This is a genomic window from Pseudomonas helleri, assembly GCF_045830615.1.
Classification (GTDB): Bacteria; Pseudomonadota; Gammaproteobacteria; order Pseudomonadales; family Pseudomonadaceae; genus Aquipseudomonas; species Aquipseudomonas helleri.
Window position 1 is genome coordinate 1946098 of record NZ_CP174501.1, and the last position, 23004, is coordinate 1969101.

Sequence of the window (23004 nt, forward strand, 5' to 3'; positions counted from 1 at the left end):
GTGTGGGAGCGGGCTTGCCCGCGATGATATCGGCGCGGTGTAACAGATGAGTGAGCGTCGCCTGCATCGCGGGCAAGCCCGGCTCCCACAGGGCATGCGTCAAGCTCGCGGGCCTTTTAATTTTCCCCCCGCTTCATCCGTTCCGTAGGGATAGCCGAGCCAAAGCTCGATTGCCAACGTGTACGGAAGAAGTCAGATGAATGCTGAGAAGTCCCTCAAACTTGCCCGCCGGTTCATCGAATTGCCGCTTGAAAAACGCCGGTTATTCCTCGACGGTTTGCGTGCGGAAGGGATCGACTTTTCGCAGTTTCCGATTCCTGCCGATGTGCCTCAGGCGGATCGCCAGGCATTGTCCTACGCACAGCGGCGCATGTGGTTCTTGTGGCAAATGGACCCGCACAGCGGCGCCTACAACTTGCCCGGTGCCGTGCGCCTGACCGGCGCGCTGAACCTCAGTGCGCTGGAGCAGGCGTTCGCTGGCGTCGTGCAGCGTCATCAGACCTTGCGCACGGTGTTCCGACAGAACCCTGACGACAGTCTGGAGCAAGTCGAGCGCCTGGCGCCGATCACTGTCGAACATGTGGATTTCACCCTGTTGCCGGCCATTGAGCGCGAACAGGCGGTGGCCGCTGAGGCGCAGCAGCAGTCGCTGCAACCTTTCGATCTGGCCAATGGCCCGCTGCTACGGATCAAGCTGCTCAAGCTTGGCGCTGACGAGCATGTGTTGCTGCTGACCTTGCACCACATCGTCTCCGATGGCTGGTCGATGAACGTGCTGATCGACGAATTTATCCGCAGATACGACGCCTTTGAGCGCAACGAGGCGCCGTCGTTGCCTGAGCTGGCCATCCAGTACAGCGACTACGCCCTGTGGCAACGCCGCTGGCTGGAGGCCGGTGAGCAAGCGCGGCAACTGGCGTACTGGCAGGCCAAACTGGGTGATGAGCACCCGATCATCACCTTGCCCAACGACTACCCGCGCCCGGCCGTGCCCAGCTATCGCGGCACGCGCCATGAATTCGCGGTGGCTTCGGAACTGGTTGAGCAGTTGAGGGCCTTGGCCCAGCAGCACACAGTCACGCTGTTTATGCTGCTGTTGGGCGCGTTCAACATCCTGTTGCAGCGCTACAGCGGGCAAAACGATCTGCGCGTGGGCGTGCCGATTGCCAACCGCAACCGCCGTGAAGTCGAAGGGTTGATCGGCTTCTTTGTGAACACCCAGGTACTGCGCACCCAACTGACGGCAGACACCACCGTGGCCGAGTTGCTGGCCGCGGTCAAAGAGACCGCTCTCGGTGCTCAAGCCCATCAGGAACTGCCGTTCGAGCAGTTGGTAGAAGCCCTCAAGCTTGAGCGCAACCTGAGCCACAACCCGCTGTTTCAAGTGATGTACAACCACCAGCCGCAGGTGGCCGACATTGAAGCGATCAAAACGTCTTCGGGGCTGACGCTGGGCCTGATTGAGTGGGAAGGGCGCACCACGCAGTTTGACTTGAGCCTGGACACCTACGAGAAATCCGGCCGCCTGCACGCAGCGCTCACCTATGCCAATGACCTGTTTGACGGCGCCACCATCAGCCGGATGGCGCGGCACTGGTGCAACCTGCTGCGAGCGCTGGTGGACCACCCCGAACGGCGCATCGGTGATCTGCCGATGCTCGACGCCAGTGAAATACAGACCCGAGTGCACGACTGGAACCGCACCCACGCTGAATACCCGACCCACACTGGCCTGCATGTGTTGATTGAAGCCCAGGTTGAGCGCACCCCCGGTGCCACGGCGTTGGTGTTTGGCGCGCAGTCCCTGAGCTATGCGCAGCTCAATGCCCGCACCAACCAATTGGCCCATGAGTTGCGTGCACGGGGTGTCGGCCCGGATGTGCTGGTGGGGATTGCCGTTGAGCGTTCAGTAGAAATGGTGATCGGCCTGCTGGCGATTCTCAAGGCGGGCGGCGCCTATGTGCCGCTCGACCCGGAGTACCCGGCCGAACGTTTGAGCTACATGATCGACGACAGCGGGATTCAGTTACTGCTCACGCAAAAGCACTTGCAGGCGGCATTGGCGCAACACATCCCGGTCATGTGCCTTGATTGTTTAAATGATCAACAGATCGCGAGGCAAGCTCGCGCCTTCAGTGCAGAGAATCCGGTTGATCTGACCCAGCCGCAAAACCTCGCCTATGTGATCTACACCTCGGGCTCTACTGGCAAGCCCAAGGGCGCGGGTAACACCCATGCCGCGTTGGTCAACCGCCTGAGCTGGATGCAGCAGGCGTATCGCCTGACGGCCGACGATGCCGTACTGCAAAAAACCCCGTTCAGTTTTGACGTGTCGGTGTGGGAGTTTTTCTGGCCGCTGCTCACTGGCGCACGTCTGGTGGTGGCGCAACCGGGGGAGCACCGCGAGCCGCTGCGCCTGATCGAAACCATTCGCCAGCAGCAGATCAGCACGCTGCATTTTGTGCCGTCGATGTTGCAGGCGTTTATTCATGAAGTGGGCGTCGAACAGTGCACCAGCCTGCGGCGGATTGTCTGCAGCGGGGAAGCGTTGCCGGTTGATGCCCAGCAGCAGGTGTTCAGCAAGCTGCCCGATGCCGAGCTGTACAACCTGTATGGCCCGACCGAAGCGGCCATCGACGTCACGCACTGGACCTGCATCGATGAGGGCGCGGCCAGCGTGCCGATTGGCTTGCCCATCGCCAACCTGCGCACGCTGGTGCTGGATGCCAACCTCTCGCCCGTAGCCTTGGGCGTGGCCGGAGAGTTGTATCTGGGCGGGGCCGGGCTGGCGCGCAGTTACCACCGTCGTCCGGCGCTGACGGCAGAGCGTTTTGTGCCGTGCCCGTTTAATCAGGGCGAGCGCCTGTACCGCACCGGCGATTGGGTGCGCCAGCGGGTTGACGGGGTCATTGAATACCTGGGGCGCCTTGATCATCAGGTCAAACTGCGCGGGTTGCGCATTGAGCTGGGGGAAATCGAAGCGCGTCTGGCCGAGCAGCCGTCCGTGCGCGAAGTTGTGGTGCAGGTGCTCGACGGCAAGCAACTGGTGGCCTACTTGGTGCTGCACGCGCAGGCGCCTGCCGACGCTTGGCAAACGGAATTGGCCAACCAACTGCAACTCGGTTTGCCGGACTACATGGTGCCCAACCACTGGATCAGCCTTGAGCGTTTGCCGTTGTCGCCCAACGGCAAGCTCGATCGTAAAGCCTTGCCGCGCCCGGACATCAGCACCGTGCAGCAAGGCTACGTCGCACCGGCCTCTGAGCTGGAACAGCGCCTGGCCGAGATCTGGCAACAGGTACTGGGCGTGGCGCAGATCGGTGTCGACGACAACTTTTTTGCCCTGGGCGGCGACTCGATCATCTCGATTCAAGTGGTCAGCCGTGCCCGTCAGGCCGGGATCACCTTCAGCCCTCGCGACCTGTTCCAGCACCAAACCATCCGCAGCCTGGCCCGAATTGCCGCGCTGAGCACTCAGACTGTTGTCGATCAGGGGCTGGCCACGGGCGCGGTGGCGCTGGCGCCGGTGCAGCAGTGGTTTTTCAGCCTGGAAATGCCCCAGCGCCAGCACTGGAATCAGTCATTGCTGTTGCACCCGCGTCAGCCGGTGGATGCCGGGTTACTGGAACAGGCGCTGAACACGCTGGTGAGCCATCACGATGCACTGCGTTTGCGCTTTGTTCAGCACCCCGGCCAATGGCAGCAAGCCTATGCCGAGCTGCCGAACGAGCCGCTGCTGTGGCAGCGCCAGGCCGCGTCAACTGACGAGCTCAAAACCCTGTGCGAACAGACCCAATGCAGTCTGGACTTGCACAACGGCCCGTTGCTGCGGGCGTTGCTGGTGGACATGGCCGATCACAGTCAGCGCCTGTTACTGGTAATTCACCACCTGGTGGTGGACGGCGTGTCGTGGCGGGTGCTGCTCGAAGACTTGCAGCAGTTCTACACACAACCGGTGCAGGCGGCGCAGGCCAAAACCAGCGCCTATCAGGCCTGGACCGCCCGCTTGGCCGATGAGGCACAGGCGCGGGTCGGAGAACTGGCGCTGTGGCAGCGCCAACTGGCCGGTGCGTCCAGCGAGTTGCCGTGGGACCGGCCTGATGCCGGCTTGCAAAACCGTCATGCCCGCACCTTGAGCCTGACCCTCGACGCCGAGCTGACCCGCCAGTTGTTGCAAGTCGCCCCCGCGACCTATCGCACACAGGTCAACGACCTGCTGCTGAGCGCGTTGGCGCGGGTTATTTGCCGCTGGAGCGGCCAGTCCAGCAGCTTGATCCAACTGGAAGGTCATGGCCGCGAAGACCTGTTTGCCGACCTCGACCTGTCGCGCACCGTGGGCTGGTTTACCAGCCTGTTCCCGGTGCAATTGACCCCGAGTGCTGATCTGGGTGACTCGATCAAGTCGATCAAGGAGCAACTGCGCAGCGTGCCGGACAAAGGCGTGGGCTATGGCCTGCTGCGCTATCTGGCAGGCGAGGACGTGGCTGAACAACTGGCCAATCTGGCGACGCCACGCATTACCTTCAACTATCTGGGCCAGTTTGATCGCCAGTTCGATGACACCGCGATGTTTGCCCCGGCCACCGAAAGCGCCGGGCTGGCGCAGGACGAAAACGCACCGCTGGCCAACTGGCTGAGCATCGAAGGGCAGGTGTATGGCGGCGAACTCAACCTGCAATGGACCTACAGCCACGAGATGTTTGATGACGCCACCGTGCAGGCATTGGTGGACGATTATCGGGGCGAATTGACGGCGCTGATTGCCCACTGCGTAAACAGCGAGCAAGGCGGCATGACCCCGTCGGACTTCCCGCTGGCGCAACTGACCCAGGCGCAACTGGACGCCCTTAAGGTTGCGGCCAGTGCCATCGAAGATATCTACCCGCTGTCGCCGATGCAGCAGGGCTTGCTGGTACACACCTTGCTCGAACCCGGCTCGGGCATTTACTACATGCAAGACCGTTACATCATCGACAGCGAAATCGACCTGCCACGCTTTACCGCAGCCTGGCACGCGGTGGTGCAGCGTCATGACGCGTTGCGCGCATCGTTCAGCCTCGACGATGACGGCCAGATGCTGCAAATCATCCACCGCGATGCTGCGCCCAACGTGCAGGTGCACGACTGGACGGATCGCCCCGAGGGCGAACACGAAGCGGCGTTGCAAACCTTGCTGGCCGAAGACCGGGCCCAAGGTTTTGACCTGCTCAACTCGCCGCCTTTCAGCCTGCGCCTGATCCGTCGCAGCGTCGGGCATTACTGGTTCATCCTCAGCAACCACCACATCCTGATTGATGCCTGGTGCCGCTCGCTGTTGCTGCAAGACTTCTTTGCCCTGTACAGCGGCCAGCGCAGCCTGCCGCCCGCGGCGCGGTATCGCGACTTTATTGAATGGCTGCAAGCCCAGGGCGAGCGCGAGGCGCTGCAGGCCTGGAGCGCTGAGCTGGCCGGGTTTGAACAGCCGACGCCATTGCCCTTTGACCGTGCCGTGCGCCGTCAGGGCGGGTTCTCGCAGATCGGTGATTGCTATGCCGACCTGGAGGTCAGCCAGGGCCGCGCCTTGCGCGAACTGGCCCAGCGTTACCATGTGACCGTCAACACCCTGACCCAAGCCGCGTGGGCGCTGGTGTTGCAGCGCTACAGCGGGCTCGACGAAGTGCTGTTTGGCGTCACCGTGGCCGGGCGCCCGGTCAATCGCCCGGAAATGCAAGACACCGTCGGCCTGTTCATCAACAGCATCCCGCTGCGCATGCGTTTGCCGCAGGCAGGGCAGCGGGTCAGCGTGCGCGAGTGGCTGCAAGGGGTGTTTGCGCACAACCTGGCGCTGCGTGAACACGAACATTTGCCGCTGCTGAGCATTCAGGCGTGCAGCGCGCTGGACAAAGGCCAACCGATTTTTGACAGCCTGTTTGTCTATGAAAACGCCCCGGTGGAAAGCGCGGTGGTCAGCGGTGCCGAGCAGATCAGCGCCAAGTCCGACAGCGCGCGGACCCACACCAACTACCCGATGACCGTGGTGGTGTACCCCGGCGATGCGCTGGGCTTGCACCTGTCCTACGACAAACGCTTTTTTGATGAGGCCACGGTCGAGCGCTTGCTGGCGGACTTCAAGCGCTTGTTGTTGGCGATTGGCGAACACGCCGAAGGCAACGTTGCCGACCTGCCGTTGGTGGAGGCTGGCGAGCGTGCGCAGTTGTTGCAAGCGGGCAACCAGACCGCTCGCGATTACCCGTTGGCGCAGGGTTATGTACGGCTGTTTGAAGCGCAGCTGGCGGCGCATCCGGAACAGGTGGTTGCCACGTGCCTGGACCAGCGCTGGACCTACCAGGCGCTGGATCAGCGGGCCAATCGGCTCGGCCATGCGCTGCTGGCGGCGGGCGTCACTGTTGACCAGCCTGTGGCCTTGCTGGCCGAGCGCAGCCTGGAGCTGTTGGGCATGATGCTGGGTACCTTCAAGGCCGGGGCGGGCTACTTGCCCCTCGACCCGCAATTGCCGACCCAGCGCCTATTGGCGTTGCTGCAACTGGGGAGCGTGCCGTTGCTGGTGGCCAGTGCGGCGTGCCGTGAACAGGCCGAGCGCGTGCTGGCATTGCTCAGCCCGGCACAGCGCCCGCCCTTGCTGGTGTGGGAGGACGTGCAAGGCGCCGGGTATTGCAGCACGTCACCGGGCATCTACACCGCGCCCAACAACCTGGCTTATGTGATATTCACCTCGGGCTCCACCGGCACGCCCAAAGGGGTGATGGTCGAGCAGGCCGGTATGCTGAATAACCAACTGAGCAAGCAACCGTATCTGCATCTGAGCGCGGCGGACGTGATCGCCCAGACCGCATCGCAGAGTTTTGATATTTCGGTGTGGCAGTTCCTCGCAGCGCCGTTGTTTGGCGCGCAAGTCGACATCGTGCCTAACGCTATCGCCCATGATCCGGCTGCGTTGCTGACGCATGTGGCCGCACGCGGGATCACTGTGCTCGAAAGCGTGCCGTCGCTGATCCAGAGCCTGCTCGACGAGCCCGAGGGTTCGCTGGCCGCGCTGCGCTGGATGCTGCCCACCGGCGAAGCCATGCCCCCGGAGCTGGCGCGCCGCTGGTTGCAGCGTTATCCGCAGATTGGTCTGGTCAACGCCTATGGCCCGGCGGAATGCTCGGACGACGTGGCGCTGTTCCGTGTTGACGCGGCATCGGCCCAGGGCGCGTATTTGCCTATTGGCCTGGCCACCGACAACAACCGTTTGTATGTGCTGGATGGCGACTTGCAGCCGGTGCCGACCGGTGTGGTCGGTGAGTTGTACGTAGCCGGTACGGGCGTGGGCCGGGGGTATTTCGCCGACCCGCTGCGCAGCGCGGCGGTGTTTTTGCCTGACCCTTACGCCGCGAGGCCGGGCGAGCGCCTGTACCGCACCGGCGACCTGGCCCGGCGGCGCCCGGACGGCCAACTGGAATACGTGGGCCGTATCGACCAGCAGGTCAAAGTGCGCGGCTTCCGTATCGAACTGGGTGAAATCGAGTCGCGTCTGCGTGACCTGGCTGGCGTGCGTGAAGCCGCCGTGGTCGTGCAGGACAGCCCGACCGGCAAGGCGCTGGTGGCCTTTGTGGTGGCCGACGATGAAGCGAATGCCTGGAGCCAATGGCGCGAGACCTTGAAAGCAGCGCTCAAGGCGCAACTGCCGGACTACATGGTGCCGCTGCACTGGGTTCAATTGCAGGGCTTGCCACTCAATGCCAACGGCAAGGTTGATCGCAAGGCACTGCCCCAGGCCCAAGCGGCTGACTGGCAGCGCGAGGTGATTGCGCCCCACGTCGGGATCGAAAGCCGCATTGCCGCGATCTGGCAAGAGGTGCTCAAGCTTGAAGCGATCAGCCGCGACGACAACTTCTTTGAACTGGGCGGCCATTCGCTGCTGGTGGCGCAAGTGGTGTCGCGGGTGCGCCAGCAGTTGGGTATCGAACTGGCGCTGAGCAGCCTGTTTGAAAGCAGCGTGCTCTGCGATTTCGCTGCCCGTTGCGCCTCACAGCCGCAAACCCTCAGTCAGCCGCCATTGCGCCCGCGTGCGCCCGGCCAGCCCGGCGTGTTGTCGTATGCGCAGCAGCGCCAGTGGTTGCTCTGGCAGCTCGACCCGCACAGCGCCGCGTACAACATTCCGGCGGCGCTGCGGCTTAAAGGCTCACTCGATCGCGAGGCCTTGCTGCGCAGCTTCAACGCTCTGCAACAACGCCACGAAACCTTGCGTACCACCTTTGTTCAGGACGGTGACCAGGCCCGTGGCGTGCTGCACGCAAGTTTGCCGCTGGCACTGCGTGAGTTAACCCTCGATCAGCCATCAGCCGCGCAGATTGACGCGCAGGTGGCCGAAGAAATACGTCAGCCCTTCGACCTGCGCACGGGGCCGTTGCTGCGCGTGTTGCTGCTCAAGGTCGCGGCCGATGAGCACGTGCTGGTGCTGACCGTGCATCACATTGCCGCTGACGGTTGGTCGATGCAGGTGATGGTCGATGAATTCAGTCAGCTGTACCTGGGCCATGAGCTGCCGCCCTTGGCCGTGAGCTACGCCGATTACGCCGTCTGGCAGCGCGACGGGTTGCAAGCTGGCGAGGGCGAGCGCCAGTTGAACGCCTGGCGTGAGCAACTCGGCAGCCAGCATGCGCCACTTGAGCTGCCCAGCGAGCTGGTTCGCCCGGCGATCCGCAGTGAGCGGGGGGCGCGTTTGGACGTGGCCATTGAACCGGCATTGGCGGGTGCGCTACGGGAGTTGGCGCAACAGCACAATGTGACGCTGTTTATGCTGCTGCTGGCCAGTTATCAAACCTTGTTGCATCGCTACAGCGGTCAGTCGGCGATCAATGTCGGGGTGCCGAATGCCGGGCGTGGGCAACTCGAAACGGAAGGCTTGATCGGCTTCTTTATCAACACCCAGGTGCTGCGTAGCGAGATCGACGGCCAGCAAACGTTTGCCAGCCTGTTGCAACAGGTCAAGCGCAACGCCCTGTGGGCGCAAGCGCATCAAGACCTGCCGTTCGAGCAACTGGTGGACGCGTTGCAGCCGCAGCGCAGCCTGAGCCACAGCCCGCTGTTTCAAGTGCTGTTCAATCATCAGCGGCAGATCGGCGAGAGCGTCGAGCGGCAACTGCCGGGCCTGAGCATTGAGCGCATGGACTGGCAGCAGCACACGGCGCAGTTCGATCTGGCGCTGGACACCGAAGAACAGGGCGAGCGCTTGCACGCCAGCCTGACCTACGCCTGCGATGTGTATGACGCCGCGACCATTGAGCGCTTGGCCGGGCACTGGCTGAACCTGCTGCGCGCGGTGGTGCAGGCGCCGCAGCAGCGTATCGCTGAATTGGCCATGCTGAGTCCGGGCGAGCAACAAGCGTTGCTGACGCAGTGGAACCCGCAGGTTGAGGTGCAGCCTGCCGGGCCAACCCTGCATCAACTGTTCGAGGCGCAGGCCGCCTTGCACCCACATGCCCTGGCGCTGCGCTGTGGGGAGGATTCGCTGACCTATGCAGCGCTCAACGCTCAGGCCAATCGGCTGGCCCGCAAACTGCGCGAGCGCGGTGTCGGCCCGGAAGTGCGGGTCGGCATTGCCACGGAGCGGGCCGTGGCGCTGGTGATCGGGGTGCTGGCGATTCTCAAGGCCGGGGGCGCGTATGTGCCACTGGACCCGCAATACCCCGCCGAGCGCCTGAGCTACATGATCGAAGATAGCGGCATTCAGTTATTGCTGACCCAGGAGCACCTGCTGGAAAACCTGCCGCCGCGGGTCGGCGTGCAGGCCCTATGTTTGGAGCATGTGCAGTGGGAGGCGTTCAGCGCCGACAATCTGCTCAACCTGACCCAGCCCGACAACCTGGCGTATGTGATCTACACCTCGGGTTCCACCGGGCGCCCGAAAGGGGCATTGCTGAGCCACGCCAACGTCAGCCGTTTGCTCAGCGCCACCGCCGATGAATTTGCCTTTGGCCCGAGTGATGTGTGGACGCTGTTCCATTCCTATGCGTTCGATTTCTCGGTGTGGGAGATGTTCGGCGCGCTGTGCACCGGCGGGCGTCTGGTGATCGTGCCGTACTTCATCAGCCGCGAGCCGCAGGCGTTCCATCAGTTGCTGTGCGATGAGCAGGTCACGGTGCTCAACCAGACCCCGGCGGCGTTCCGGCAACTGCTGCCCATTGCCTGCAACAGCCCGCAAACCCTGGCCTTGCGCTGGGTGATCTTTGGTGGCGAAGCCCTTGATGTGGGGAGCTTGCGCCCGTGGTACGCGCGCTTTGGTGATGCGCCCACCACGCTGGTCAACATGTACGGCATCACCGAAACCACGGTGCACGTGACCTGGCGCGCCCTGAGCGCGCAGGACCTCGATGCCAAGGTACAAAGCCCGCTCGGCCGGCCCATCAGCGACCTCAGCTGGTATTTGCTCGACAGCCAGTTGCAACCCGTGGCGCCAGGCTGTGCCGGTGAGTTGTACATCGCCGGGGCCGGTCTGGCCCGTGGCTACCACGGCCGCGCCGGGCTCACCGCCGAGCGTTTTGTGCCCAGCCCGTTTGCGCCGGGCGTGCGCCTGTACCGCAGCGGTGACCTGGCCCGCCAGCGCGCTGACGGCAACATCGACTACCTGGGGCGAATCGATCAGCAAGTGAAGATTCGCGGGTTCCGCATCGAGCTGGGCGAAATCGAAACCTGCCTCAAGCAGCAAGTGGGCGTGAGCGATGCGGTGCTGAGCGTGCATCAGGGCCAGCTCTGCGCCTATGTGGTGGCCCAGCAGACGCCAATCGATCCGTTGGCGTGGCGCGAGCAATTGCGCACCGCGCTCAAGGTCGACTTACCGGATTACATGGTGCCGAGCCATTGGCTGCTGCTGGAGGCCCTGCCGCTGACCGGTAACGGCAAGCTCGATCGCAAGGCGTTGCCATTGCCTGACGCCGAGCACTGGCAGCGCCCTTACAGCGCCCCGGTGGGCGAACTGGAAACCAGGCTGGCAACGATCTGGGCCCAGGTGCTGGAAGTGGAGCGGGTAGGGCGCCACGACAACTTCTTTGAATTGGGCGGGCACTCGCTGCTCGCAGCCCAGGCCAACGCCCGGGTCGAACTGGAACTGGGCCTTGAAGTGGCGCTGCGCGCGCTGTTCGAAACCCCCGACCTGCACGCCTATGCCGCCCTGGTACAGGCCCAAACGCCTGCGGATAACGATGTGCGTCTGAGCACACTTGAGTCGCTGCTCGACGAGATGGAGATCAACTGATGGAACACTCTACCGCCTGGCGTATTGCCAACCGCTTCGCCAGCCTTGCACCGCAGCAGCGCCGAGAGTTCTTGCACAAGATGCAAGAGCAGGGCGTGAGTTTCGGCCAGTTGCCGATCCCGCAGACCGCATCGCCAGACGCACCCTGCGCGCTGTCCTATGCCCAGCAACGGCAATGGTTTTTGTGGCAGCTTGACCCGCAAAGCACGGCATACCACATCCCGGCCGCCTTGCGTTTGCGCGGCGAGCTGAACGTGGCGGCGTTGCAGCACAGTTTTGATGCCCTGCTGGAGCGCCATCACAGCTTGCGTAGCGTGTTTGCTGAAGATGAAACTCAAAGCAGGGTCGCTGCGCAACCCATCGCAGCCTGCGGCAGCGACTACAGCGTGTTAATTGCCCGCCACGACTTGCGCGATCAGCCGCCATCCGAACGCCTGGACCTGGCGCTGCGCCTGGTCGAGCAAGACATCGCGCAACCGTTCGATCTGCAACACGGGCCGTTGCTGCGGGTGAGCCTGTTGCAACTGGACGCGCAGGATCATGTGCTGGTGCTGACCTTGCACCACATCGTGGCTGATGGTTGGTCGATGGGCGTGCTGGTCGACGAGTTTTCACAGTTGTATGCCGCCCATGCCCAAGGCAAAACCCTGGCGTTGCCCGCGCTGGCGATTCAGTACGCCGACTACGCCCTGTGGCAACGGCGCTGGATGGAGGCCGGGGAGCTGGAGCGGCAACTGGACTGGTGGCGCGGGCAACTGGGCAGCGAGCAACCGGTGCTGGAGTTGCCCAGCGACCGCTCACGCCCTGTGCAGCCAAGCCAGCACGGTGCGAGACTGGATTTCGCGCTGCCAGCCGAGTTGGCCAAAGGCCTGCTGAGCCTGGCCAGGCAGCGCGGGGTGACGCCGTTTATGCTCTTGCTGGCCAGTTTTCAGGCGCTGTTGCACCGCTACAGCGGCCAGCAGGATGTGCGTATCGGTGTGCCGGTGGCCAACCGCACGCGCGCGGAAACCCGTGGCCTGATCGGCTTTTTCGTCAATACCCAGGTGCTGCGTGCCGAGCTGGACGGGCGCATGCCGTTCAGCCAATTGCTGAGCCAAACCCGCGACCGCGCACTGGATGCCCAGGGTTATCAGGACGTGCCCTTCGAGCGGCTGGTCAATGCCCTGCAGGGCGAGCGCAGCCTGAGCCACAGTCCCTTGTTTCAAGTGATGTTCAACCACCAGCAAAGCCGCCCCGGCGCACTGCGCGGGATGCTCGCCGGCTTGCAGGTCGAGAGCCTGGAATGGCAGGGCCGCACTGCTCAGTTTGATCTGCAACTCGATACCCATGAAGAAGGCGAGCACCTGCTGGCCAGCCTGACTTATGCCACCGACCTGTTTGATGCCCCGCGCATCGAAGCCATGGCCGCGCATTGGCGCACCCTGCTGGCTGGCGTGGTGGCGAATCCTGAGTGCGCGATCAGCGAGCTGCCGATGCTCGATGCTCATGAAATAGAGGCCACGCTGTATGGCCTGAATGCCACGCAGCAGCACTATCCCGGCCCCGCCTGCGTGCACCAGCACATCGAAGCGCAAGCGGCGGCCACACCGGAGGCTTGTGCGCTGGTGTTTGCCGGGCAGTCGTTGAGTTATAGCGAACTCAATCAGCGCGCCAACCGTCTGGCGCATCAGTTGCGCGAGAGCGGAGTGGGCCCGGAAGTGCGCGTGGGCGTGGCCTGCGAGCGTTCGCTGGAGCTGGTGATTGGCTTGCTGGCGATTCTCAAGGCCGGGGGCGCTTACGTGCCGCTCGACCCCGAATACCCGGCTGAACGCCTTGCCTACATGTTTGAAGACAGCGGCATCAGTTTGCTGCTGACCCAGGCGCACGTGCAGATGGCGTTGCCGCCACACATCCCCGTCATGATCCTGGCCCCCACTGTAGGAGCGAGCTTGCCTCGCGATCTCTCAAACGATCATGAGCGCGCTGAAAACCTGACTAACCTGGCGCATCCCGAGAATCTGGCCTATGTGATCTACACCTCGGGCTCCACCGGCCGCCCCAAAGGCGCAGGCAACAGCCATGGTGCGTTGTACAACCGGCTGGCGTGGATGCAACAAGCTTATGGCCTGAACGCTGCCGACCGGGTCTTGCAGAAAACCCCGTTCAGTTTTGACGTGTCGGTGTGGGAGTTTTTCTGGCCGCTGATGCACGGCGCGACCCTGGTGGTCGCCGCGCCCGGTGCGCACCGCGACCCGCAGCAACTGGCGCAGTTGATCGTCGAACAGGGGGTTACCACCCTGCATTTTGTGCCGTCGATGCTGCAAGCCTTCATCAACAGCGACGAGGCCGCGCAGTGCCGCTCGCTGCGACGGATTGTGTGCAGCGGCGAGGCGCTGCCGATTGCCTTGCAACGCCAGACAATGAGTAACCTGCCCCAAGCGGCGCTGTACAACTTGTACGGGCCTACCGAAGCGGCCATCGACGTGACCCACTGGACGTGCCTTGAAGAACAGCGCGACAGCGTGCCGATCGGGCGGCCGATTGCCAATCTGCGTACCTATGTCCTCAGCCCGGAACTGTTGCCCTTGCCGACCGGCGCCATTGGCGAGTTGTACCTGGCTGGCGCGGGTTTGGCCCGGGGCTACCATGCGCGCCCGGCATTGACGGCCGAGCGCTTTGTGGTCGACCCGTTTGGCAGTGGCGAACGGCTGTACCGCACTGGCGACCTGGCGCGTTATCGCGCTGACGGTGCTATCGAGTACTGCGGCCGGATCGACCATCAGGTGAAAATTCGCGGCCTGCGCATCGAGCTGGGCGAGATCGAAGCGCGCCTGCAAGAACACCCGCAGGTTCAGGAAGCGGTGGTGCTGGCGCTGGATAACCAGTTGGTGGCGTATCTGGTGCCCAGCGACGTGGCGCTGCTGGAACAGCCCGAGGCGCAAGACGCCTGGCGTGACACCCTGAAAGCCCATGTACTGCTGAGCCTGCCCGATTACATGGTGCCGACGCAGTTGCTGTTGATCGAGCGCATGCCGCTGAGCCCCAACGGCAAGCTGGAGCGCAAGTTGTTGCCGGCGCCGCAGGCCAGCGTCAGCCAGCGGGTTTTCGAGGCACCACGCAGCGACAACGAACGTCAGTTGGCAGCGATTTGGCAAGCCGTACTGGGGCTTGAACAGGTCGGCCGTCAGGACAACTTCTTTGAGCTGGGCGGCGACTCGATCATCTCGATTCAGGTGGTCAGCCGGGCCCGGCGTGCCGGGTTGCGCTTGCAGCCGCGTGACCTGTTTCAACAGCCGACCTTGCAGGCGCTGGCCGCTGTGGCAAGCCCGCTACAGGTCGCACACATCCCTCAAGGGCCGGTGGAGGGCACGCAAACACTGACCCCGGTGCAGCAGTGGTTCTTTGCCAATCAAACCGAGCAGCCCCAGCACTGGAACCAGTCGGTGCTGCTGGACGCGCGCGCGCCGCTGGACTTGCTGCGCCTGCAAACCGCCTTGCAGCAGGTATTGGCCCAACACGACGCGTTGCGTTTGCAGTTCCGCGGGCAGGCCGGGCAATGGACGGCGCGCTATGTGCCGCTGGACAGCAGCGCGGCCACCGATTTGCTGTGGACCGCCCAAGTGCAAAGCTGCGAGGCGTTACAAGCCTTGTGCGACGAGGCGCAGCGCAGTTTGTCGCTGCACGACGGGCCGCTGCTGCGCGCGGTGTTGATCGACCACGAGCAAGGGGCCCAGCGTTTGTTGCTGGTGATTCATCACCTGGTGGTGGACGGCGTGTCGTGGCGGGTCTTGCTTGAAGACTTGCAGGCGGCCTACGCCGGGCAAGCACTGGCAGAAAAAACCAGCGCCTTGCAAGACTGGGCCCGGCAGTTGTCGGCCTATGCGCAAAGCCCGGCATTGATGGCAGAACGCGACAGCTGGGTGCAGCAGTTGCAAGGCGCCAGCGCCCGGTTGCCCCATGCCCGCACGGAGGCCAGCCAGGCGTTGCGTCATCGCCAAGTGGTGAGCCTGGGCCTGGACCGGGCGCAGACCCGGCACTTGCTGCAACAGGCGCCTGCGGCGTATCGCACGCAGATTAATGACCTGCTGCTGACCGCGCTGGCTCGTGCCCTGTGCGACTGGACCGGCGATTCGACGGCCTTGATCCAGCTGGAAGGCCACGGCCGTGAAGACCTGTTTGCGGGCATCGACCTGACCCGCACGGTGGGGTGGTTCACCAGCCTGTTCCCGGTCAAGTTGACCCCAGCCGCGGGCATGGCCGAGTCGATCAAAGCGATCAAGCAGCAGTTGCGTGAGGTGCCGGGCAAGGGCCTGGGCTTTGGGCTGTTGCGCTACCAGGGCGATGCCCAGACCCAAGCCAGCCTCGCGGCCTTGCCGCAGGCACGGGTGACGTTCAACTATCTGGGCCAGTTTGACCAGAGCTTCAACGACGACGGATTATTCGTCCCGGCTCAAGCGGCCAGCGGCGCCGCGCAGAGCCTGGATTCGCCGTTGGCCAACTGGTTGTCGGTCGACGGCCAGGTGTATGGCAGTGAATTGAAGCTGGACCTGAGCTTTAGCCAGGAATGTTTCGACATGGCAGATATCGAGGCCCTGGCCTCAAGCCTTAAGGCCCAGTTGCAGGCGCTGATTGAGCATTGCCTGAACCCGCAGCACAGCGGCGTGACCCCGGCGGATTTTGCGCTGGCCAACCTGACCCAGGCACAACTTGACCTGCTGCCCGTGCCGCCACGGCAGATAGAAGACCTGTACCCGCTGTCACCGATGCAGCGCGGTTTGCTGTTCCACAGCCTGTACGAGCCCCAGGCCGGGGCCTACGTCAACCAGCTCAGCGTCGCGGCGAGCGGGCTGGACGCCACCCGCTTGGCGCAGGCCTGGCAGGCGACGCTGGATGCACACCCGATTTTGCGCGGTGGTTTCCATTGGCCTCAGGGCGCCACAGAGCCGGTGCAGGTGGTGCAGCGGGTGCTGGAACTGCCGCTGACCGTGCTCGACTGGCGCGGCCGCGCCGATCAAACCGCCGAGCTGGAGTTGCTGGCGCGCAGCGAGCGTTTGCAGTTTGATCCGGCGCAACCGCCGTTGCTGCGCCTGGCCTTGGTGCGTCTCGATGAGCAGCGTCAGCAACTGATCTACACCCATCACCATTTGCTGCTGGATGGCTGGAGCAATGCCTTGCTGCTGGGCGAGGTGTTGCAGCGTTATGCCGGGGTTGAGGTGGCCACTCATCAGGGCCGCTTTGGCGACTACATCGGCTGGCTGCAAGGGCAGGATGCTCAGGCCGATGAAGCCTTTTGGCGTGCGCAACTGGCGACCCTGGACAACCCGACGCTGTTGGCACAAAGCCTGTCGCACGGAGGCTCAGACAGCAGCGAATACGCAGATCATCGGCAGGTGTTCGATGGGCCGAGCAGCGAGGCTTTCAATGCCTTTGCCCGCCAGCACAGCATCACCCTCAACACCTTGGTGCAGGGCGCTTGGGCGGTGTTGTTGCAGCGTTACAGCGGTCAGCAGACCGTAGCGTTTGGCGCCACTGTGTCCGGGCGTCCGGTGGATCTGCCGGGTGCAGAAAACCAGCTCGGGCTGTTTATCAACACCTTGGCGGTGATCACTCAACCCCAGGCGGCTGAAAGTGTGGCGCAGTGGTTGAGCCGCTTGCAGGCGCATAACCTGGAGCTGCGCGAGCATGAATTTACCGCGCTGAGCGATGTGCAGCGTTGGGCCGGGCGTGCCGGTGAGCCGCTGTTCGACAGTTTGCTGGTGTTTGAAAACTTCCCCATCGGCGCGGCCTTGCAGCAGGGCGCGCCAGAGGGCTTGAGCTTTGCCGTACCGGTCAACCATGAGCGCACCAATTACCCGCTGACGCTGGCGGCGGTCAGTGAGGGCCAGTTGAGCCTGACCTGGAGCTTCTTGTGCAGCCATTTTGCCCCGGCGACGATTGCCCGCATGAGCGAACATCTGGCGTGCCTGCTGCACGCCATGGTGGCGACGCCGTTGTGTGCGCTGGGTGAATTGCCGTTGCTAAGTGCTACTGAGCACACCCGGCAATTGCGCGAGTGGAACCCGCCACCCAAAGCCGCGACCGAGCAGAGTGTGCATCAGTTAATCGCCGCGCAGGCGGCGCTACGCCCTGACGCCACGGCGCTGATCTTTGACAGCAGCACCTTCACCTACGCCGAACTTAACCAACGCGCCAACCGTTTGGCCCATCGCCTGCGTGAACTGGGGATCGGCCCCGAAGTGCGGGTGGGGCTGGCGGTAGAACGTTCGCCGCAGATGATTATTGGCTTGCTGGCGATTCTCAAGGCCGGGGGCGCGTATGTACCGCTGGACCCGGCGTACCCGCCAGAGCGCTTGAGTTACTTGATGCAGGACAGCGGCATTGCCTTGCTGCTGAGCCAGTCGTGGTTGCGCAAGCAGTTGCCGCAGATCGACGGCCTGCCGGTGCTGGAACTCGACCGTGAAGACGTCAGCTACTTGCCGACCAGCAACCCGGTCAACCTGGTCACTGCACAGAACCTCGCGTACCTGATTTACACCTCGGGTTCGACCGGGCGGCCCAAAGGCGTGAGCGTGGCCCACGGCCCGTTGGCCATGCATTGCCTGGCCATTGGCGCGTTGTACGGCATGACCCCGGACGACCGCGAGTTGCAATTTGCTTCGATCAGTTTTGACGGTGCCCACGAGCGCTGGCTGACCCCGCTGGTGTTCGGCTCGGCGTTGATGCCCCGTGACGATGAGGTCTGGAGCGCGCAGCGTACCTGCGAAGAAATCGAGCGCCACGGCATCACCATCGCCTGTTTTACCCCGAGCTATTTGCTGCAAATGGCCGATTACATTGGCGAAGCCGGGCGCAGGCTGCCAATACGCTCCTACACCGTGGGCGGTGAGGGCATGCCCAAGCACGCCTTTGATGAAGTGCAGCGCGTGTTGCAGCCGCCACGCATCATCAACGGCTACGGCCCGACCGAAACGGTGATCACGCCGTTGATCTGGTGCGCTTACCCGGACACCCATTTTGACTCGGCCTTCTTGCCGATCGGGCGCCCGGTGGGTGAGCGCAGCGCCTATGTGCTGGATGCCAGCATGCAGCCGCTGCCAGTGGGTGTGGCGGGTGAGCTGTATTTGGGCGGCGAAGGCATTGCCCGCGGCTATCACCAGCGCCCGGACCTGACCGCCGAACGCTTTGTGCCCGACCCGTTTGTACCAGGCGCGCGGCTGTATCGCAGTGGCGACCTGGCGCGGCTGCGCGAAGACGGTGTGGTCGAGTACCTGGGGCGGATTGACCAGCAAGTGAAGATTCGCGGGTTCCGCATCGAGCTGGGCGAAATTGAAGCCTGCTTGCTGGAGCACGATGGCGTGCGCGAAGCCTGGGTGGTGGACCGCGAAGGTCCGCTCGGCCGTCAGTTGGTGGGCTATGTGGTGGCCCGTGACCCGCTGGCTGACGAGGCGACGTTGCGCCAAACGCTGGTCGATCATCTGCGCAGCCGTTTACCCGCGCACATGCTGCCCGCCCATGTGCTGTGCCTGGCGGCGTTGCCGCTGACCCCCAACGGCAAGCTGGACCGGCAGGCGCTGCCGTCACCGCAGGCCTGTCGGGAGGAGACTGAACGTGTCGCGCCAGGCACTCCGGCCGAGGTGTTGCTGGTTGAGATCTGGCAGGAGTTGCTGGGGCTGGAGGCGATTGGCGTCACCGAGAACTTCTTCGAGCTGGGCGGTGATTCGATCATCTCGTTGCAAGCGGTGAGCCGTGCCGGGGCCCGTGGGCTGGCCTTTACCCCCAAACAGCTGTTTACCGCACAAACCATCCGTGCGTTGGCGGCATTGGCCCAGACTGCCGAGCCCCAACTGTTTGAAGCCCTCAACACTCCGGCGTTTGCCCTTGCACCCGGCACGCTGCCGATTGATCGCAATGAGCTGGACGATGTTTACCCGTTGTCGCCGATGCAGCAGGGCATGCTGTTCCATTGCATCGAGTCGCCCGAGCTTAATCTGTACGTCAACCAGTTGAGCGTGGCGGTTGAAGGGTTGCAAGTAGAGCGTTTTCGCGCCGCCTGGCAAACCTTGCTCGAACGCCATGAGGTGCTGCGCGCTGCGTTCCGCTGGCGTGACGGCGTGGCCGAGCCGATGCAAGCGGTGTATCGGCATGCCGAACTGCCGATTGTCGAGCTGGACTGGCGTGATCATGCAGCGCCCGAAGCCGCCTTGCAGACGTTGGCCGCGGATGAACAGGCCCGTGGTTTTGACCTCAACTGCCCGCCGTTGATGCGCTTCACCCTGGTGCATGTGGGTGAGTCCCGGGTGCAAATGATCTGGACGTACCATCACTTGCTGCTCGACGGCTGGAGCGCCTCGCGCCTGCTCGGTGAAATGCTTCGCGTGTATGCCGGGCAGGCTTTGCCAGCGCTGACCGGGCGTTATGCCGACTACATCAGCTGGTTGCAGCGCCAGGACGCCTCGCAGGCCGAACACTTCTGGCGCGAGCGCCTGCAAGCGCTGGACGCGCCGAGCATTTTGGCCAAGGCCGCGAATACTCAAGGCAGCGGGCATGGTGTGCTGTACAGCTATCTGGACAGCGCGGCGACCCAGCGTCTGCATCGCTTTGCCAATGCCCAGCGCGTCACCCTGAACACGCTGATTCAGGGGGCCTGGCTACTACTTTTGCAGCGTCACACCGGGCAGCGCAGCGTGGCTTTTGGTGCCACCGTGGCCGGGCGACCGACGCAATTGGCCGGGGCGCAGGACATGCTCGGGCTGTTCATCAACACCTTGCCGGTAATCCAGACCCTCGACCCGCAGCAGGCGCTGGGCGACTGGTTGCGTCAGGTGCAGGACTACAACCTGGCGATCCGCGACTTTGAACACACGCCGCTGGCAGATATTCAGCGCTGGGCCGGGCAGGGCGGGCAGGGGTTGTTCGACAGCATCATCGTGTTTGAGAACCACCCGGTAGACCGCGCCTTGCGCGGCGAGCAGGACGGCGAGTTGCGCTTTGCCGAGGTCGGCAGCGGCGGGGTGACCAACTTCCCGATGGACTTGATGGTCAGCGCCAGCGAGCAAGGCCTGGAGGTGGAATACCTTTACCTGCGCGAGCGCTTCAGTGCGCCTGAGGTCGAGCGCATTCGTGCGCAACTGGAAGGGTTGCTGGCACAGTTGCCGCAAGACGCCGAGCGTTTGATCGGTGCCATCGGCTTGCCCAACGCCTGTATCGAACCGGCGCAACCCGCTTTGCCGGTGATTGATCTGGTGCAGGGCTTTAGCCAGCAGGTGTTGCGCCAGCCGCAGGCCAGAGCGCTGAGCTGTGACGGCCGCGAATTGAGCTATGCCGAGCTTGAGCGTCAAGCCAATGGGCTGGCGTGTAAGTTGCAGGCCCGAGGCATCGGCCCGGAGCAGGTGGTGGCCGTGGCGCTGCCGCGCTCGGAGCACACTGTCGTGGCGTTTTTGGCGGTGCTCAAGGCGGGCGCGGCGTACCTGCCGCTGGACCTGGATTACCCCGCCGAGCGTCTGGCCTTTATGTTGGCGGACTCGGGCGCGAGCTTGTTGCTGTGCCGCAGCGACGTCGATCAGCGGGTGGCGTTTGATCCGGCCTTGGCGCGGCTGGAGCTGGACACACTGGCGGACGTTCAAGGTACGCCGCACCCCGTGCAGCCATTGGCCGGGCACTTGGCGTATTTGATCTACACCTCCGGCTCCACCGGCCAACCTAAAGGCGTGGCGGTGGCCCGCGAGCCGATTGCGCGGCATTGCCAGGGAATTATCGAGCTGTATGAGCTGAGCCCGGCGAGCCGTGAATTGCACTTTATGTCGTTCGCGTTCGACGGTGCCCAAGAGCGCTGGCTCAGTGTGTTGTTGGCCGGTGGCAGCCTGGTGATTCGTGGCGACCACCTGTGGACTCCCGAGCAGACCTTGCAGGTGTTGCATGAGCAGCAGGTGAATGTGGCGTGCTTCCCGCCGGCTTATCTGCAACAACTGGCCGAAGTGGCGTTGACCCAAGGGCCGCCGCCAGCGGTGCACACCTACTGCTTTGGCGGCGATGCGGTGCCGGATGCCAGCTTTGAACTGGTTAAACGCGCCTTGCAACCGCAGCGTCTGGTCAATGGCTACGGCCCGACAGAAACAGTGGTCACGCCGCTGCTGTGGCGCGCCGAGGTGACGCAGCAGTGTGACGCCGCCTACGCGCCGATTGGTCGCAGCGTGGCCGGGCGCGGTGTGTACGTGCTGGATGCGGACATGAACCCGTTGCCGGTGGGCGTCAGCGGCGAGTTGTTCTTGGGCGGTGAGTGCCTGGCGCGCGGTTACCATCACCAGCCCGGTTTGAGTGCCGAGCGCTTTGTGCCGGACCCGTTCGATGCCAAGGGCGGGCGCATGTACCGCACCGGTGATCTGGTGCGCCAGCGCGAAGACGGCATAGTCGACTACCTGGGTCGTCTGGACCAACAAGTGAAGATCCGCGGTTTCCGCATAGAACTGGGCGAAATCGAAGCGCGCCTGCGTCAATGCGAGGGCGTGCAGGACGCCGCAGTCAACGTCTTTGAGGGTGTGACCGGCAAGCAGTTGGTGGGCTATGTGGTTGCCGCGCCCGGTCAGGGCCTTGAGCGCCAGGTGAAAGAGCAGCTCCAGGCGCAACTGCCGGACTACATGGTGCCGGCGCAGATCGTGCAACTGGCACGGTTGCCGTTGTCGGCAAACGGCAAACTGGATCGCCGCGCCTTGCCGCAGCCCCAGCGCGCCCAAGACCATTACCGTGCACCGCGTAATGCGCTGGAACAGGCCTTGGTGCAGATCTGGCAAGACGTGCTGGGCCTGGAGCAAGTCGGCATCGACGATAACTTTTTTGAGCTGGGCGGCGACTCGTTGCAGGTGTTGAAAGTCATCTCGCAGGTCCGTCATCAGGCGCATTTGGGCTTCAGCCTGAAACTGCGCGACTTGATGCAAAAGCCCTGCATCGCGCAACTGAGCGGTTATGAACCGCACATTGCGGCCTTTGCGCCGAACCCTTTGTTGGCACTCAACAGCCGGGTCCATGAGGTGCCGCCGTTGTTCTGCCTGCACGCGGGGTTCGGCACGGTGTTCGACTATGAACCGCTGGCCCGTAAATTGGACGGGCGCCGCAGCGTCTATGGAGTGCAGTGCCGAATGTTGCTGGACCCGGCATGGCAGGAGGACTCCTTACAGGCCATGTCCCTGGCCTACGCCGGGCACATCCGCCAGCAGCAGGCCCACGGCCCGTATCACCTGCTGGGCTGGTCGCTGGGCGGTGCGTTGACCTTGCTGGTGGCGCAAGAGCTGGAGGCTCAAGGCCAGGAAGTGGCGTTTGCCGGATTGGTCGACAGCTACGTGGCGGGTACGGCGCAAGCCAGTGACGGGCGTGAAGATCTGCAGGACTTTTTGCGCTTCGTGCTGGGCGTGACGCAGGCCGAGGCGCAGATGCTGATGGCGAATGAACAGCACAGCGCCGAGCAGGTGATTGAAGCGGCGCAGACTACCCATGAACATGGCGTGTTAGGGGCGGCAGAACTGAGCCAGATCTTCGCCGTGGGTGCACGGCTCAAGCACTTGGCGTTGGCCCAGCGCTGCTTGCCGCACACTCGGGTGCAGGCCCACCACTGGTGGGTGGCAGGCCGTGAAGACGAGCGCCGGGTGCACGCGGCACAAATCGGCGCGGGCGCCAGTCATGAGGTGTTGAGTGGCGGCCATTACGAGCTGTTGCGCCATGCGCGATTGCTGGCGCAACTGGATGACCTGTTGGCTGTGCAGCTTGATCTGGCTTGAACGCGAGCACGCTCGCGCCTA

General features: G+C 63.7%; 2 protein-coding genes. Both read left to right on the forward strand.

Features of this window, described 5'->3' with window-relative positions:
- The first annotated feature begins 196 nt into the window (after positions 1-196).
- A complete protein-coding gene (locus ACJJU9_RS08855) occupies positions 197-11236 on the forward strand; it encodes a non-ribosomal peptide synthase/polyketide synthase (RefSeq protein ID WP_407730495.1) in 11040 nt (3679 codons plus the stop codon).
- On the forward strand, positions 11236-22983 hold the full coding sequence (locus ACJJU9_RS08860) for an amino acid adenylation domain-containing protein (RefSeq protein WP_407730496.1): 11748 nt from the start codon (positions 11236-11238) through the stop codon (positions 22981-22983). Before ACJJU9_RS08855 ends, ACJJU9_RS08860 begins: the two co-directional genes overlap by 1 nt.
- Positions 22984-23004 lie beyond the last annotated feature (21 nt).